This is a genomic window from Burkholderia cepacia ATCC 25416 (assembly GCF_001411495.1).
Taxonomy (GTDB): Bacteria; Pseudomonadota; Gammaproteobacteria; order Burkholderiales; family Burkholderiaceae; genus Burkholderia; species Burkholderia cepacia.
Genome location: NZ_CP012982.1, coordinates 1,858,063 through 1,873,543, shown reverse-complemented (window position 1 = coordinate 1,873,543; position 15,481 = coordinate 1,858,063). Strand labels below are relative to the sequence as shown.

The 15,481-nt window shown below is 68.1% G+C and carries 14 protein-coding genes; 7 read left to right on the top strand and 7 right to left on the bottom strand.

All coding sequences use genetic code 11. The features are described from left to right. The first annotated feature begins 94 nt into the window (after positions 1 to 94). Positions 95 to 1,117 (top strand): AraC family transcriptional regulator, encoded by a 1,023-nt coding sequence (locus APZ15_RS25725; protein ID WP_027790048.1) that lies wholly within the window; start codon positions 95 to 97, stop codon positions 1,115 to 1,117. A 50-nt stretch (positions 1,118 to 1,167) separates the two neighbouring features. Here the strand turns inward: APZ15_RS25725 and APZ15_RS25720 are convergent, their stop codons facing one another. Continuing rightward, the gene (locus tag APZ15_RS25720) at positions 1,168 to 1,872 is read right to left on the bottom strand and encodes a GntR family transcriptional regulator (RefSeq protein ID WP_049098499.1); all 705 of its coding nucleotides are present in this window, start codon (positions 1,870 to 1,872) and stop codon (positions 1,168 to 1,170) included. 183 nt (positions 1,873 to 2,055) lie between these two features. On the opposite strand from APZ15_RS25720, the gene APZ15_RS25715 reads away from it, so the two are divergent. The 4 genes from APZ15_RS25715 (at position 2,056) to APZ15_RS25700 (ending at position 8,650) form a co-directional block, all read left to right on the top strand. Further along, entirely contained in the window at positions 2,056 to 3,276 is a 1,221-nt protein-coding gene (locus tag APZ15_RS25715) for a pyridoxal-phosphate-dependent aminotransferase family protein (protein ID WP_027790050.1), read from the top strand. 194 nt (positions 3,277 to 3,470) lie between these two features. Beyond that, positions 3,471 to 4,745: an MFS transporter gene (locus tag APZ15_RS25710; RefSeq protein WP_027790051.1), complete on the top strand. Its 1,275-nt coding sequence runs from the start codon at positions 3,471 to 3,473 to the stop codon at positions 4,743 to 4,745. A 52-nt stretch (positions 4,746 to 4,797) separates the two neighbouring features. After that, positions 4,798 to 5,559 carry a 2-keto-4-pentenoate hydratase gene (locus APZ15_RS25705; RefSeq protein ID WP_027790052.1) on the top strand — a complete coding sequence of 254 codons (762 nt, stop codon included), beginning with the start codon at positions 4,798 to 4,800 and terminating at the stop codon, positions 5,557 to 5,559. A gap of 52 nt (positions 5,560 to 5,611) precedes the next feature. Beyond that, the gene (locus tag APZ15_RS25700) at positions 5,612 to 8,650 is read left to right on the top strand and encodes an FAD-binding and (Fe-S)-binding domain-containing protein (protein ID WP_027790053.1); all 3,039 of its coding nucleotides are present in this window, start codon (positions 5,612 to 5,614) and stop codon (positions 8,648 to 8,650) included. Positions 8,651 to 8,667: 17 nt separating this feature from the next. On the opposite strand, the gene APZ15_RS25695 is transcribed toward APZ15_RS25700, so the two are convergent. The 6 genes from APZ15_RS25695 to APZ15_RS25670 all read right to left on the bottom strand — a co-directional run bounded on the left by APZ15_RS25695 (position 8,668) and on the right by APZ15_RS25670 (position 14,227). Beyond that, a complete protein-coding gene (locus APZ15_RS25695; RefSeq protein ID WP_027790054.1) occupies positions 8,668 to 9,573 on the bottom strand; it encodes a LysR family transcriptional regulator in 906 nt (301 codons plus the stop codon). Between the two features lie 76 nt (positions 9,574 to 9,649). Further along, positions 9,650 to 10,894 (bottom strand): acyl-CoA dehydrogenase family protein, encoded by a 1,245-nt coding sequence (locus APZ15_RS25690; RefSeq protein WP_027790055.1) that lies wholly within the window; start codon positions 10,892 to 10,894, stop codon positions 9,650 to 9,652. Between the two features lie 33 nt (positions 10,895 to 10,927). Next, the gene (locus tag APZ15_RS25685; protein ID WP_027790056.1) at positions 10,928 to 11,686 is read right to left on the bottom strand and encodes an SDR family NAD(P)-dependent oxidoreductase; all 759 of its coding nucleotides are present in this window, start codon (positions 11,684 to 11,686) and stop codon (positions 10,928 to 10,930) included. Between the two features lie 7 nt (positions 11,687 to 11,693). After that, the gene (locus APZ15_RS25680) at positions 11,694 to 12,458 is read right to left on the bottom strand and encodes an SDR family oxidoreductase (RefSeq protein WP_027790057.1); all 765 of its coding nucleotides are present in this window, start codon (positions 12,456 to 12,458) and stop codon (positions 11,694 to 11,696) included. Between the two features lie 43 nt (positions 12,459 to 12,501). Continuing rightward, positions 12,502 to 13,533, bottom strand: a complete 1,032-nt coding sequence (locus tag APZ15_RS25675) for a phosphotransferase (RefSeq protein ID WP_027790058.1) — start codon at positions 13,531 to 13,533, stop codon at positions 12,502 to 12,504. Positions 13,534 to 13,552: 19 nt separating this feature from the next. Then, positions 13,553 to 14,227 (bottom strand): histidine phosphatase family protein, encoded by a 675-nt coding sequence (locus tag APZ15_RS25670; protein WP_027790059.1) that lies wholly within the window; start codon positions 14,225 to 14,227, stop codon positions 13,553 to 13,555. A 200-nt stretch (positions 14,228 to 14,427) separates the two neighbouring features. Between APZ15_RS25670 and APZ15_RS39845 the strand changes: the two genes are divergently transcribed. Beyond that, positions 14,428 to 14,583, top strand: a complete 156-nt coding sequence (locus APZ15_RS39845) for a DUF3309 family protein (RefSeq protein WP_021158044.1) — start codon at positions 14,428 to 14,430, stop codon at positions 14,581 to 14,583. A 166-nt stretch (positions 14,584 to 14,749) separates the two neighbouring features. After that, positions 14,750 to 15,481 carry a response regulator gene (locus APZ15_RS25665; RefSeq protein ID WP_027790060.1) on the top strand — a complete coding sequence of 244 codons (732 nt, stop codon included), beginning with the start codon at positions 14,750 to 14,752 and terminating at the stop codon, positions 15,479 to 15,481.

The window sequence follows — 15,481 nt, the reverse complement described above, 5'->3', positions numbered from 1 at the left end:
GCCGCGCGGGATGTGGGCGATCGCGGCCGGGGCGGCACCGGGTCTCCGGCCGGGCGGGACGAGTACAATCCATGGAAAAAAATACGGAGCATCCATGGACGATACCGACCGTTATACGACGGCGAATCTGCCGGTCCATCTGTTGCGGTGCCTCGCGGAGACAAGCAAGGAACTGGGCATCGACCCCACGCGGCTGTGCCTCGGGCTCGGCTTCGACGTCGCCGACCTGTCGAATCCGTCGTGCCGGATTTCATTGCGCCAGGCGAGCACGATGATCCGCCGCGCGCTCGAGATGGCGCCGGGGCGGGCGCTCGGCCTCGAACTCGGCACGAGCGAGACGATCGCGTCGATCGGGCTGGTCGGCTATGCGATGCTGACGAGCCCGACGCTGAAGGACGCGATCGTGACCGGTATCGGGCTGCAGCGCCACACGGGGCCGCTGATGCGCTTCGACGTGATGTCGGATGCGCGCACGCTGTCGGTTCGCGCCACCAACGTCTTCCTCGAGCCCGACATCGAGGCGTTCCTCGTCGAGGAGGCGTTCGGCAGCTTCATGAAGATCGGGCGCTCGCTCGTCGGCCCCGCGTTCCAGCCGAAGGTCGTCGATCTCAGCTACCCGCCGCCGGCCTATGCGGAGCAATACGCCCGCGTGTTCCCGTGCCCGGTGCGGTTCGAACAGGAGCAGAACCTGTTTTCGTGCGACGCCGCGCTCGGCAACCGCCCGATCGCGACCCACGATCCGCTCGCGCATCGCCAGGTGCTCGAATTCCTGCAGGACGCGCTGCCGCCCGAACCCGAAGGCACCGAATTTCTCGAATCGATCGAACGGATCATGCGGCGCGACCTGCGGCATGCGCCGTCGCTCGCCGAGATCGCCGCGCAGCTGTGCATGAGCGAGCGCACGCTGCGACGGCGGCTCGCCGACCAGGGCGTGTCGTACCAGACGGTGATCGACACGATCCGCCGCAAACGCGCGTTCACGCTGCTGAGCAATCCGCGGCTGTCGATCGAGGATGTTGCACACGAAGTCGGGTTCAGCGACGCGCACAACTTCAGGCGCGCGTTCAAGCGGTGGACGGGGCACGGGCCGAGAGAGGGGCAGCGGGCGGCGATGTAGCGGCGCGGCCTGCCCGCACGACGCGATGACCGTTCGCGTGCGACGTACGACTACGCGTCCACAGCCCCCTGCTGCAACAACACCGCGTCGCGCTTCTCCAGCAGATGCCGCCGCAGGATCGCCGCGAGCGCCTTGCCGTCGCGCGCCTCCAGCGCCTTGATCATCTCCTCGTGATCGTGCACCGCGCGATCCCATTTCTCGACGTGCTGGTTCGAGCGGAACCGCATCGACATGATCCGGCGATTGATCGACTGGTACGTGGCGCGCAGCGCCGAGTTGCGCGCGGCCTCGTTGATGCGGTCATGGATTTCCTGGTTGCGGCTGTAGTAGCCGGGCAGGTCGTTTTGCAGCCGGCACGCGAGCATCGAGTAATGCAGCGCCTTGATCTCCGCGAGCTCCGCTTGCGTGATGCGCTCGCAGGCCAGCTCGCCTGAAAACGCCTCCAGCCCCGACATCAGCTCGAACGTCTCGCGGATCTCCGATTCGCTCATCCGGTACACGCTCGCGCCGCGATTCGGCGACAGCACCAGCAACCCCTCGGCCGCCAGCACCTTGAATGCCTCGCGCAGCGGCGTGCGCGAGATGCCGAGCGTCTCGCACAGCTCGCGCTCGTTCAGCCGCATGCCCGGCGCGAGCACGCCTTCGACGATGAATTTGCGCAGGTGCTCGACGACCGTGTCGTGCAGCCGCTGCCGCTCCAGTTTCGGCAGTGCCGGCGCGCCGCCGGCCTGCTCCAGATCATTCAAATCTTGCATGCAAAATCCTTCCTTCTTGCTTCACGCGATTCTACTTCAACTCGCCCGACCCGAATATCTCCCCGCCAACGCCGGGTAAACACCGGCATTTTCGGCGAAATCAGTCCTTGGGTTTGCCGCGATCGCTCTGCTAAAGTATTTTGCATGCAAAATTCAAAATTCAACCAAGGAGACAGAACAACCATGCCGCAACTCGACTTTCATCCGTCCGGCCGCCATTTCCTGCAGATTCCGGGGCCGAGCCCGGTGCCCGACCGCATCCTGCGGGCGATGAGCTATCCGACCATCGACCACCGTGGCCCCGAATTCGGCGCGCTCGGCCTCAAGGTGCTCGCCGGCATCAGGAAGATCTTCAAGACCACGCAGCCGGTGATCATCTATCCGGCGTCGGGTACCGGTGCATGGGAGGCCGCGCTGACCAACACGCTGAGCGCCGGCGACACCGTGCTGATGTACGAGACCGGCCACTTCGCGACGCTGTGGAAGAAGATGGCCGACGCGCTCGGCCTGAAGCCCGAATTCCTCGGGCTGCCGGGCATCGAAGGCTGGCGCCGCGGCGTGCAGCCCGACATGATCGAGGCGCGCCTGCGCGCCGATACCACGCACGCCATCAAGGCGGTGTGCGTGGTGCACAACGAAACCTCCACCGGCGTCACCTCCGACATCGCGGCCGTGCGCCGCGCGATCGACGCGGCCGGCCACCCGGCGCTGCTGATGGTCGACACGATCTCGGGGCTCGCGTCCGCCGACTACCGCCATGACGAATGGGGCGTCGACGTGACGGTGTCGGGTTCGCAGAAAGGGCTGATGCTGCCGCCCGGCATCAGCTTCAACGCGGTGTCGCCGAAGGCGCTCGCGGCGAGCGGGCACGCGACGCTGCCGCGCGCGTTCTGGGGCTGGCACGAGATCATCGAGGCGAACAGGAACGGCTACTGGCCGTACACGCCGAACACCAACCTGCTGTACGGGCTCGCCGAAGCGCTCGACATGATCCTCGGCGAAGGGCTCGACGCGGTGTTCGCGCGCCACCAGCGGCTCGCGGAAGCCACGCGCCGCGCGGTGCGCGCGTGGGGCCTCGAGATCCAGTGCGCGGACCCGGCCGTCTACAGCCCCGTGCTGACCGGCGTGATGATGCCCGACGGCGTCGACGCGGACGCCGTGCGCAAGCTGATCTACGAACGCTTCGACATGTCGCTCGGGCAGGCGCTCGGCAAGATGCGCGGCAAGATGTTCCGCATCGGCCATCTCGGCGACTGCAACGACCTCACGCTGATGGCCACGCTCGCCGGCTGCGAGATGGGGCTGAAGCTCGCCGGCGTGCCGGTTGCCGCGAGCGGCGTCGTCGCGGCGATGGACACCCTCGCATCGAACACGCACGCCCCCGCGCTGCGCGCGGCGGCCTGAGCGCCGGCGGGCGGCGCGCACGTTTCCCGCACGCCGCCTGACGCGCCCTTTCCGCTTCACGGGCGGCCGCGCGGTCGTCGCGACACGCAACGGCCGCTGCCGGCGCCCGCCCCGCTTCATCGGCACGACCCATCTCGATGCCGGCCTCGACGCCGGCACGGGCAGCAAGCCAGACAACATCCAGGAGACGAAACATGAAGCTGTTCCGAGCGACCGGCATCGTGCTGGTGATGCTGTGCGTGATGTACTTCATCACGTACCTCGATCGCGTGAACGTGAGCACGGCCGCTGCCGGGTTCGGCAAGGAATTCGGGCTGAACAGGACGGAGATCGGCCTCGTGTTCTCCGCGTTCGCGTATCCGTATCTCGTATTCCAGATCATCGGCGGCTGGGTCAGCGACCGCTTCGGCGCGCGCCGCACGCTGCTCGCCTGCGGGCTGCTGTGGGCCGTCGCGACGCTGCTCACCGGGATGGCCGGCGGCCTCGCGTCGCTGCTCGCCGCGCGCCTGCTGCTCGGGCTCGGCGAAGGCGCGACGTTCCCGGCGGCCACGTCGGCGATGTCGCGCTGGGTGCCGCGCGAGAAACGCGGCTTCGCGCAGGGCATCACGCATGCGTTCTCGCGCGTCGGCAACGCGGTCGCGCCGGCTGCCGTCGTCGCGGTGATGGCCGTGTACGGGTGGCGCGAATCGTTCTATATCTGCGGCGTGATCAGCATCGTGTGGGTCGCGGTGTGGGCGCTCGTCTATACCGAACACCCGAAGGACCACCCGCGCATCACGCAGGCCGAACTCGACGCGCTGCCGCAACCGAAGCCGAAACCCGCCGCCGTGCCCTGGGGCCCGTTGTTCCGCCGGATGATGCCCGTCACGATCGTGTACTTCTGCTACGGCTGGACGCTGTGGCTGTTCCTGAGCTGGATTCCGCAGTACTTCCTGCACAGCTACGACCTCGACCTGAAGAAATCGGCGGTGTTCGCGTCGGCGGTGTTCTTCGCGGGCGTGATCGGCGACACGCTCGGCGGGATCGTCACCGACCGCATCCTCGCGCGCACCGGCAGCCTCAAGCGCGCGCGCAGCTGGATGGTGTCGATCTGCATGCTGCTCACGCTGCTGTCGCTGTTGCCGCTGCTGTTCACGCATCACCTGTACGTGTCGATGGCGTGCCTCGCGGCCGGCTTCTTCTTCGCCGAAATGACGATCGGCCCGATGTGGGCCGTGCCGATGGACATCGCGCCGGAATACTCGGGCACCGCGAGCGGGATGATGAATTCCGGCTCCGCGCTCGCGGCGATCCTGTCGCCCGTGATCTCCGGCTTCGTGATCGACCGCTTCGGCAGCTGGGAGCTGCCGTTCATCGGCAGCATGGTGCTGATGGGCGTGGGCGTGCTGCTCGCGTTCCGCATGCAGCCGGAAAGCCGCTTCGCCGACGCACCCGCCGAACAACCGGCCGCCAATCGCTCGCCGGCCTGATGCCAACGGGGCGCTGCCGCCCGCGGCGCCCGCCTTTTCCCCGACTGCAACGATGACCCAGGCTACCCACGACCTCGCCGTCCGGCTCGCCGCCGGCTGGCAACACGGCATCGCGTTCGCCGCGCTGCCTTCAGCCCTCGTCCCCGCCGATGCCGACGCTGCCTATGCGGTGCAGGCGCAACTGCTCGCCGAGCGCCGCGCCGCGATCGGCGCGTGGAAGGTCGGTGCGAAACAGCCCGACGGGCCGATCCAGGGCGCGTCGCTGCCGGACGACTGCCGCCATGCGAGCGGCGTCACGCTGCCGCGCGGCGCGTTCCGGCCGCTCGGCCTCGAACTGGAGATCGCGTTTCGCTTCGGCCGCGACTTCGCGCCGCATGCGCCCGCCTATGCCGACGATGAAGTGTTCGACGGTATCGCGCAGATGGGCGCCGCGATCGAGATCGTCGCGAGCCGCTTCCGCGAATGGCCGGACGTCGCGCCTGCCGCCCAGCTCGCCGACCTGCAGAACCACGGTGCGCTCGTGCTGGGCGAGATGACCGGCTATCGCGCCGATTTCCCGTTCGCCGCGCCGGCCCCGGCGTTCACGTTCGACGGGCACGACATCGCCGGCACCGCACCTGGCACCAACCCGGCCGGCGACCCGCGCCGTCTGCTGCCGTGGCTCGTGAATCACGCATCGCGGCGCGGCATCGCGCTGCCGGCCGGCACCGTCGTCACGACCGGCTCGTACACGGGCATGCATTTTCCGCGGGCCGCGGGCACGGCCGTCGGCCGCATCGCGGGGCTGCCGCCCGTCAGCGTCACGCTCGCCTGATCCCTCATCCGATCCTCGCCCGATCCGTTCCCACCCGATACCGACCGCCGCCATGACATCCGCCGTCTCGCCTTCGCTGGTTCGCCCTGTCCATCTCGTGCCGTCGCAAGGCGCCGCGCTGTCGCCGCTGTTCGAGCGGCTGCGGCGCGAAATGCGCGGCGACGTCCACGCCGATCGCGCGAGCCGCGGTCGTTATGCGACCGACGCGTCGATCTACCAGATCATGCCGCTCGGCGTGGTCGTGCCGCGCGACCAGGACGACCTGCGGATCGCGCTCGACATCGCACGCGACCGCAAGATTCCCGTGCTCGCACGCGGCGCCGGCACCAGCCAGTGCGGGCAGACGGTCGGCGAGGCGCTCGTCGTCGACAACAGCAAATGGCTGAACCGGATCGTCGCATTCGATGCGCAGGCGCGCACCGTCACCGTCGAGCCCGGCATCGTGCTCGACCACCTGAACGCATGGCTGAAACCGCACGGGCTGTGGTTTCCGGTCGACGTGTCGACGGCCGCGCAATGCACGATCGGCGGGATGGCCGGCAACAACTCGTGCGGGTCGCGCTCGATCGAGTACGGCAACATGGTGCACAACGTGCTCGCGATCGACGCGATCCTCGCCGACGGCAGCGAATGCCGGTTCGGGTCGCTCGCGCAGCCCGTCACCGATCGCCGCACGCTCGAGCTGCTGCACGGTGTCGAACGCATCGCGAAGCGCGAGCGCGACGAGATCGTCGAGCGCGTGCCGAAGGTGCTGCGCCGCGTGGCCGGCTACAACCTCGACCTGTTCGACTGCCAGAACCCGCGCGCTTACACCGACGACGGCCATGCGAATCTCGCGCACCTGCTCGTCGGCTCGGAAGGCACGCTCGCCCATAGCCGGCAGATCACGCTGAAGCTCGCGCCGCTGCCCGCGCACAAGACGCTCGGTGTCGTGAACTTCCCGACCTTCTACCAGGCGATGGACACCGCGCAGCACATCGTGAAACTGAAGCCGGTGGCCGTCGAGCTGGTCGATCGCACGATGATCGACCTGTCGATGGAGAACCCGGCGTTCCGGCCCGTGATCGAACAGGCGCTGGTCGGCCAGCCGCAGGCGATCCTGCTCGTCGAGTTCGCGGGCGAATCGCGCGACGCGCAACACGCGCAGCTCGACCGGCTCGCCGAACTGATGGCCGATCTCGGCCTGCCCGGCAGCGTCGTGAAGATGACCGACGCCGGCGCGCAGAAGGCGCTGTGGGAGGTACGCAAGGCCGGGCTGAACATCATGATGAGCATGAAGGGCGACGGCAAGCCGGTGTCGTTCATCGAGGATTGCGCGGTGCCGCTCGAACACCTCGCGGAATACACGCGCCGCCTGACCGACGTGTTCCACAGGCATGAGACCGAAGGCACGTGGTACGCGCATGCGAGCGTCGGCACGCTGCACGTGCGGCCGATCCTCGACATGCGGCGCGACGGCGCGACGCGCATGCGCGAGATCGCCGAAGAAGCGGCGGCACTCGTGCGCGAGTACAAGGGCGCGTATTCGGGTGAACACGGCGACGGGCTGTGCCGCGGCGAATGGGTCGCGTGGCAGTACGGCCCGCGCCTGAATGCGGCGTTCGCGGAGATCAAGACGCTGTTCGATCCCGACAACCGCTTCAACCCGGACAAGATCGTCAATCCGCCGAAGATGGATGCGCGCGAGCATTTCCGTTTCGCGCCCGGCTATGCGGCGCTGCCGCTGCGGCCCGCGCTCGACTGGTCGGCCTGGAACGTCGCGCGCAATCCGCTGACCGGCGAAGAAACCGCCCCCGGCTCGGGCACCGACATCACGCACGGGCTCGCGTCGGCCGTCGAGATGTGCAACAACAACGGCCACTGCCGCAAGTTCGACGCGGGCACGATGTGCCCGAGCTACCGCGTGACGCGCGACGAACAGCACGTGACGCGCGGCCGTGCGAACACGCTGCGGCTCGCGGTGACGGGCCAGCTCGGCGCCGACGGCCTCGCCGGCGACGACGTGAAGGCCGCGCTCGACCTGTGCGTGTCGTGCAAGGGCTGCAAACGCGACTGTCCGACGGGCGTCGACATGGCGCGCTTCAAGATCGAGGCGCGGCATGCGTGGAACCGCAAGCACGGCACGACACTGCGTGAACGGCTCGTCGCGTATCTGCCGCGTTATGCGCCGTGGGCCGCGCGCATGCGCGGCGCGATCGCGTTCGTCAATGGCGTGCCGGTCGTCGCGTCGTCGATCAAGCGATGGATCGGCCTCGCGCCGCAGCGTGCGCTGCCCGGGTTCGCGCGACCGTTTCTGGCGGATGTGGGTGCGGATACGGGGACATCAACGCCCTCGCAAACCGGCTCGGTCACCCGCGAAGTGCTGCTGTTCGTCGATACGTTCAGCAACTACCAGGAACCGGACAACGCGCGCGCCGCGCAGGCCGTGCTCGAAGCGGCCGGCTACACCGTGCATTTCAACGTGCGCGCAGGCGCGCGGCCACTGTGCTGCGGCCGCACGTTCCTCGCGGCCGGGCTCGTCGACGAAGCGAAGTTCGAGGCCAGGCGCACGCTCGATGCGCTGCAGCCGTACCTCGAACGCGGTGTCGCGATCGTCGGGCTGGAGCCTTCGTGCCTGCTGTCGATGCGCGACGAGTTTCTTGCCTACGGTTACGGCGACGAAGCCACACGGCTCGCGAGCCACGCGTTCCTGTTCGAAGAGTTTCTCGTCCGCGAACACGAGGCCGGCCGGTTGTCGCTGCCGCTGCACGCGATCGATGCGAACGAAGCGCTCGTGCACGGCCACTGCCATCAGAAGGCGTTCGGCGCGTTCACGCCGGTGCAGACGGTGCTGCGCTGGATTCCGGGGCTCAAGGTAACGCCGGTCGAATCGTCGTGCTGCGGGATGGCCGGCAGCTTCGGCTATGAAGCCGAGCATTACGCCGCGTCGCAGGCCATGGCCGAGCTGTCGCTGCTGCCGGCCGTGCGTGCGCGGGCCGAAGGCGCGATCGTCGTCGCGGACGGCACGAGTTGCCGGCATCAGATTCAGGACGGCGCGCAAGCGCAGGCGATGCATGTGGCGAAAGTGCTGGCGCGGGCATTGCGAAGCTGACCGCCGCCGCGTGCGCCTCACCGCGGCTCGCCGATCCCGCCCATCAGCGTCACCAGTTGCTCGCGCAGCCACCGGCTGCCCTGATCCTGATCCGCGCTGCGATGCCAGTAGCAGAAGTATTCGAGCGCCGGCATCTCGAACGGCAGTTCGAGAATCCGCGCCGGATACCGCTGCAGCAGCCGCAGCGGCGCCGTCAGCGCCAGGTCGCCGCGCATCGCGATCAGCGGCGCGACCATGTAGTGCTGCACGCGCATCTGGATGGTGCGGCGCAACCCGAGGCGCGTCAGCTCCGCGTCGACGTGCCCGCTGCCCTTGCGGCGGCTCGACACGTGGATGTGCCCCATCGACAGGTAGTCGTCCATGGTGAGCGTGTCGCCCTTGAACGGGTGATCGTCGCGGATCATGCACGCATAGCGGTCGCGCACGAGCAGCGCCTGATGAAGGTGCGGATCGCCGATCAGCGGCGCGTCGATCGCGATGTCGACGGAGCCGTTCGCGAGCGCGGTCGCGACTTCACGGCGATCCATCGTGTAGCTGCGCACGTGCATGCCGGGCGCATGCTTCTGCAGCAGTTCGCCGAGCGCGGGCAGCAGCAGCGCTTCGGTCAGGTCGCTCATGCTCATCCGGAACACGCGCGTCGACGACGCCGGATCGAACACGTCGCCTTCGTGCGCGCTCGAATCGAGCAGCTGCATCGCCTCGCGCACACGGCCGACGATGTTCTCGGCCAGCGGCGTCGGCATCATCCCGGCCGGCGTGCTGACGAACAGCGGATCGTTCAGGGTCTTGCGCAGCCGCGCCAGCGCGTTGCTGACGGCCGGCTGCGTGAGATTCAGCACCTCGGCCGCGCGCGTCAGGTTGCGCTTGGTGTAGATCGCGTCGAATACGACGAACAGGTTCAGGTCAATCTTCGAAAGGCGCATCGCCGGATCTCCTTGCCGGCATCTTACGGCGTGCGCCACCCGCTCGTCCACGGCCCTGCGCATCCCGGCGCGACGCTCAGGCGCGCAGCGGCGGCGTCAGGTACGGCGCCGTCGAACCCGGCACGCCGTCCTTGATTTCCATCCGCGCGATCGCCTGCAGGTGCACCTCGTCCGGGCCGTCGGCGAAGCGCAGCGCGCGGCCCCAGGTCCAGAGGTCGGCGAGCGGCGTATCGGGGCTCAACCCCGCCGCGCCGAACACCTGCATCGCGCGGTCGCAGACGTTCGCGTACACGGTCGGCACCAGTGCCTTGATCATCGCGATTTCCTTGCGCGCGGCCTTCGCGCCGACCTTGTCGATCATCCACGCGGCCTTCAGCACGAGCAGGCGCGCCTGCTCGATCTCGATGCGCGAGCGCGCGATCCATTCGCCGACCGTGCCGTGCCGGTTCAGCGGCTTGCCGAACGCGACGCGCGACTGCGCGCGGTCGACCATCAGCTCCAGCGCGAGCTCGGCGGCGCCGATCGACCGCATGCAGTGGTGGATGCGGCCCGGCCCGAGGCGGGCCTGCGCGAGCGCGAAGCCGCTGCCTTCCTCACCGAGCAGGTTGCTCGCCGGCACGCGCACGTTGTCGAATGTGATCTCGCAGTGCCCTTCCGGCGCGTAGTGATTGACCACCGTGATGTTGCGCAAGACCGTCACGCCCGGCGTGTCGCGCGGCACGAGAATCATGCTCTGCTGCCGGTGCGACTCGGCCTCGGGGTCGGTCTTGCCCATCACGATGAAGATCTTGCAGTTCGGATGCGCGGCGTTGGTGATGAACCACTTGCGGCCGTTGATCACGTACTCGTCGCCCACGCGCTCGATGCGCGTCGTGATGTTCGTCGCATCCGACGATGCGACATCGGGCTCCGTCATCGCGAACGCCGAACGGATCTCGCCGCGCAGCAGCGGCTTCAGCCACTGCTCGCGCTGCCCGGGCGTCGCGAACATGTGCAGCAGCTCCATGTTGCCGGTGTCCGGCGCGTTGCAGTTGAACACTTCCGACGCCCAGCCCACGCGCCCCATGATCTCGGCGAGCGGTGCGTATTCGAGGTTCGTCAGGCCCGTGCCGGGCTCGTCGTCCTTCAGGTGCGGCAGGAACAGGTTCCACAGCCCTTCCGCCTTCGCGCGCTCCTTCAGTTCCTCCATGAACGACACGGGATACTGGCCCGCGTGCACTTCCTCGTTCCACTGGCGGATGCGCGGCACGATGTGCGCATCCATGAATGCGCGCACGCGGCTGCGCAGTTCTTCCACTTTCGGGGTGTAGCCAAAGTCCATGATCGACTCCTCGATTCCGTTCGTTCGGTTCCGTCAGAAGGCCGAGACACCGCCGTCGACGGCGACGGCCTGCCCGGTCAGATAAGTGTTTTCCTTCGCGCACAGCGTCAGCATCGTCGCGACGATTTCCTCGGGCCGGCCGAGCCGCTTCATCGGCGAGCCCTGCGCGAGAAAATCCTGGCGGTCGCCGATATCGCTGTCGGTGACCATCGGCGTCGTGCTGTAGAACGGGCACACCGCATTCACGCGAATGCCGTGGCGCGCGTATTCGATGGCCGCCGTCTTCGTGAGCCCGACCACCGCATGCTTCGACGCCGCGTAGGCGGCCAGCTTCGGCGCGCCGCCGAGCCCGGCCATCGACGCGACGTTCAGGATCACGCCTTCGCGCTGCGCGAGCATCTGGCGGATCTGGTGCTTCATCCCGAAGAACACGCCCTTCGTGTTCACCGCGAAGCTCAGGTCGAGATCGGCTTCGTCGGTGTCGATCAGCGCCTTCATCGGCGGCGCGATGCCCGCATTGTTGATGCCCACGTCGAGCCGGCCGAAACGCTCGGCCGCCGCGTGCACCAGCGCGGCGACGTCCGCTTCGGCACGCACGTCGCAGCGCCGCGCGATCACGTCGGCGCCGGCCGCGCGCAGCGGCGCGGCCACGCGTTCGAGCGCCTCGCCGTTCAGGTCGCCGAGCGCCAGCCGCGCGCCCATCGCGGCGAGCTCGCTCGCGAGCAACGCGCCGAAGCCGCTCGCGGCACCGGTGATCATCACGGCCTGGCCGGCGTAGCTGTCGATCTTCATCGCGCGCTCAGATCGTCAGGCCGCCGTCGACGACGATGCATTCGCCGTTCGTGTAGCTCGCCGCGTCCGACACGAGGTACAGCACGGTGCCGGCCATTTCGCGCGGTTCCGCGTGGCGGCGCAGCGGGATCTTCGCCTTCCACGTCTCGTAGATGTCCTTGTCGGCGAACAGCGCGCCCGCGAACTTCGTCTTCGTGAGCCCCGGCAGCAGCGCGTTCACGCGGATGCCGAACGGCCCGCATTCCTTCGCGAACGCCTTCGTCATGTTGACGACGGCCGCCTTCGTGATCGAGTAGATGCCCTGCCGGTCGCCCGGCTGCAGCGCATTCACCGACGCCGTGTTGACGATCGCGCCGCCGCCGTGTTCCTTCATCAGCTTGCCGGCCTCGACCGACATGAAGAAGTAGCCGCGGATGTTCACGTCGACCGTCTTGTCGTAAGCGGCGAGATCGGTATCGAGGATGTGCCCGAAATACGGGTTCGCGGCCGCGTTGTTCACGAGGATGTCGAGCCGCCCGTGCTTGCCGCGGATATGCTCGAACGTCGCGGCGATGTCTTCCAGGCGCCCGACGTGGCAGGCCAGCGCCTCGGCGCGGCCGCCCGCCGCGACGATCGCGTCGGCCACGGCCTGGCAGTCGTCGAGCTTGCGGCTCGACACGATCACGTGCGCGCCCTGCTCCGCGAGCAGTTTCGCGATTTCCTCGCCGATGCCGCGGCTCGCGCCCGTCACCAGTGCGATCTTGCCCGTCAGGTCGAACAGATTCGTTGCCATGTTGCTGTGCTCCTCCATTGATGTGGTGTCGTACCCGGCGCGGTCAGCGATGCGCGTCGATCACGCCGACGGCCATCTCGGCGAGACGCCCGGCCATCGCGCCGACGCGCAGCGCCTGCTCGCTCGATGCGTTGCCCTGCAGCGCGCGCGCCTTCACGCCCTGCGCGATCGCCGCGAGCCGGAAGAAACTGAATGCGAGGTAGAAATGCCAGTCGCGGATCGGCTCGATGCCGCGCAGCTCGCAATAACGCGCAACGATCGCCGCTTCGTCGGGAATGCCGAGTTCCGCGCGATCCTGGCCCGCGAGCCCGCGCACCTGCCCGCCCGACGGCAATCGCAGGCACATGCAGAAGTACGCGAGATCGGCGAGCGGGTTGCCGAGGGTCGACAGTTCCCAGTCGAGCACGGCCTGCACGCGATAGCTGTCGCGCGCGAACATCAGGTTGTCGATCCGGAAATCGCCATGCACCAGCGTCGGCCGGCCCGTGTCGGCCGGGCACGCCTTCGGCAGCCAGTCGATCAGCGTCTCCATCGCGTCGAGGCGCTCCGTTTCCGCCGCGCGGTACTGCTTCGTCCAGACGCCGATCTGGCGTTCGAAGTAGTTGCCGGGGCGGCCGTAGTCGGCGAGGCCCACCGCGTCGACATCGACGTCGTGCAACGCGGCCATCGTCTGCAGCAAGGCGTCGTAGCACACCGCGCGATCGGCCTTCGGCAGCTCCGGCAGCGCGGGATCCCAGAAGATCCGGCCGTCCTCGAAGCTCATCACGTAGAACAGGCTGCCGATCACGTCGCGGTCTTCGCAGAGGTGATACGGATGCGCGACCGGCACCGCGGTGCCCGACAGCGCGCTCAGCACGCGGAATTCGCGGTCGACCGCGTGCGCGGATTTCAGCAGTTCGCCCGGCGGCTGGCGGCGCAGCACGTAGCGGCCGCTCTTCGCATGCAGCAGGAAAGTCGGATTCGACTGGCCGCCGGCAAACTTCTCCGTGTCGACCGGGCCTTCGAAACCCGGCACGTGCGCTTCCAGATAGCGCGTGAGGCGGGCTACGTCGAGTTGCTGGGTAGGGTTCGTCATCGTCGCGATCGTTCGTGGGTCAGCCGTAGGTTCGCAGCGCGTGTCGTTCGGGATCCTCCAGATGCGGGATGCCGTTGAACGACGCGAGGTGGAATGCATCGGCGTTGAAGAAAAACTGCGAAAGGCTGCTGTTGCGGATCTGCAGGTTCAGCGCGATCGCGCTCGACGGCGGGGCGGCCAGCACCTGCTGCACGGTGACCGCGATCGGGCCGCCGGAGCTCACCGTCAGCACGCGCTGGCCGCCGCCGTGGCGGATGGCCGCGCGGGCATCGGCCACGCGCTGCTGGAAGTGCGCCCAGGTCTCGGGGGCCGAATCGCCGAGCTTGTCTTCCGACCAGAGCTGCAGCACCTGCCGCAGCGCGCGGAAATGCGCCTTCATCGAGCCGGCCGCGAGGCGGGCGATGTCCGGGTAGTCGTGCGCGGCGGCGGCGAACAGACCGTGGAAGTCGTATTCGTTCAGGCCGGGATGGCGGTCGATCGCCGCGCCCTCGCAGCCCATCCCGCGCAGGATCGCGTCGACCGTCTGCGCGTGGCGGTTCATCGTGCCGCAGATCACGCGGTCGAACGCTAGGCCTTGCTGTGCAAAGTATTCGCCGAGCCAGACGCCCTGCTGCTCGCCCGCCGCGGAAAGCCGGTCGTAGTCGTCCGTGCCGAAGGAAGCCTGCCCGTGCCGTACCAGAAAAAGTTCAGCCATCGCATGCCCGCCAGATCAGAAGGATTCAGCATAGGGGGCGGGGATGCATTTTCAAACTTTATTTTCTGAATCGGCCGGTATTCATCGGGTGAATTTCAGGCATTCCAACCGTGCGCTTGCGCCGGCTTTCGCCCGCCCCCGCCGCGGCACGCGAATTGCGGCGGGAGGCACCGTCCATTCACGACGTCAGGAGGGGTGCGATGCTCGGTACGATCCTCATCATCATTCTGATTCTGCTGCTCATCGGGGCATTTCCGGCGTGGCCGCACAGCCGAAGCTGGGGCTACTGGCCGTCGGGCTCGGTCGGGTTGATCGTCGTCATCGTCGTGATACTCGTGCTGCTGGGTCACATCTGAGTCCGACGCCGTAGCTTCTTTACAAACGCAGGCAAGGGCGGGACATCCGTCGGCCAGGCGCGAATCGCGTCGCGCCGCGCTGTCCCCCCGCCTCCGTTCGATTGCGCCGGCCGTGCGGTAGTATGGCGACCTGACGGAACCCCCTGATGGATCTGAACGAGTGGCCATGCCCGAATTTTCTTCATCGCCCGGCGCCGGCCAGAACGCCCAGGCGCTCGTCCTCATCGCCGAGGACGAACCCGAGATCGCCGAGATCCTGACCGCCTATCTCGCGCGCGGCGGCCTGCGCACCGTGCACGCCGCCGACGGCCGCCGCGCACTGGAACTGCACCTGCAGCTCAAGCCCGACCTCGTGCTGCTCGATGTGCAGATGCCGCACGTCGACGGCTGGAAGGTGCTCGCCGAAATCCGTCATCGCGGCGACACGCCCGTCATCATGCTGACCGCGCTCGACCAGGACATCGACAAGCTCACCGGCCTGCGCATCGGCGCCGACGACTACGTGGTGAAGCCGTTCAATCCCGCCGAAGTCGTGGCGCGCGCGCAGGCGGTGCTGCGCCGCTCGATGGCCGGCGCGCGCCAGGAAGAACAGCGCGTGCTGCGGGTCGCGCCGTTCGAGATCGATCTCGAACACCACGAAGCCACGCTCGAAGTGGGCAGCGAACGGCACACGCTCGTCCTGACGCTCACCGAATTCAAGCTGCTCGCGCAACTCGCGCGCGCGCCGCGGCGCGTGTTCAGCCGCGCCGAGCTGATGGCCACCTGCCTGCCGGAAGGCGACGCGCTGGAACGCACGGTGGACAGCCACGTCAGCAAGCTGCGCAAGAAGCTGGACGACCTCGGCGTGCAGGGCGTGCCGGTCAGCGTGCGCGGCGTCGGCTACAAGCTCTGGAGCTGA

Excerpts from the sequence above, each read along its gene's own strand:
- APZ15_RS25665 (WP_027790060.1), top strand. The coding sequence starts at position 14,750 with ATGCCCGAATTTTCTTCATCGCCCGGCGCCGGCCAGAACGCCCAGGCG.
- APZ15_RS25715 (WP_027790050.1), top strand. The coding sequence starts at position 2,056 with ATGCCGCAACTCGACTTTCATCCGTCCGGCCGCCATTTCCTGCAGATT.
- APZ15_RS25670 (WP_027790059.1), bottom strand. The coding sequence starts at position 14,227 with ATGGCTGAACTTTTTCTGGTACGGCACGGGCAGGCTTCCTTCGGCACG.
- APZ15_RS25705 (WP_027790052.1), top strand. The coding sequence starts at position 4,798 with ATGACCCAGGCTACCCACGACCTCGCCGTCCGGCTCGCCGCCGGCTGG.
- APZ15_RS25690 (WP_027790055.1), bottom strand. The coding sequence starts at position 10,894 with ATGGACTTTGGCTACACCCCGAAAGTGGAAGAACTGCGCAGCCGCGTG.
- APZ15_RS25695 (WP_027790054.1), bottom strand. The coding sequence starts at position 9,573 with ATGCGCCTTTCGAAGATTGACCTGAACCTGTTCGTCGTATTCGACGCG.
- APZ15_RS25680 (WP_027790057.1), bottom strand. The coding sequence starts at position 12,458 with ATGGCAACGAATCTGTTCGACCTGACGGGCAAGATCGCACTGGTGACG.
- APZ15_RS39845 (WP_021158044.1), top strand. The coding sequence starts at position 14,428 with ATGCTCGGTACGATCCTCATCATCATTCTGATTCTGCTGCTCATCGGG.
- APZ15_RS25685 (WP_027790056.1), bottom strand. The coding sequence starts at position 11,686 with ATGAAGATCGACAGCTACGCCGGCCAGGCCGTGATGATCACCGGTGCC.
- APZ15_RS25725 (WP_027790048.1), top strand. The coding sequence starts at position 95 with ATGGACGATACCGACCGTTATACGACGGCGAATCTGCCGGTCCATCTG.
- APZ15_RS25700 (WP_027790053.1), top strand. The coding sequence starts at position 5,612 with ATGACATCCGCCGTCTCGCCTTCGCTGGTTCGCCCTGTCCATCTCGTG.
- APZ15_RS25710 (WP_027790051.1), top strand. The coding sequence starts at position 3,471 with ATGAAGCTGTTCCGAGCGACCGGCATCGTGCTGGTGATGCTGTGCGTG.
- APZ15_RS25720 (WP_049098499.1), bottom strand. The coding sequence starts at position 1,872 with ATGCAAGATTTGAATGATCTGGAGCAGGCCGGCGGCGCGCCGGCACTG.
- APZ15_RS25675 (WP_027790058.1), bottom strand. The coding sequence starts at position 13,533 with ATGACGAACCCTACCCAGCAACTCGACGTAGCCCGCCTCACGCGCTAT.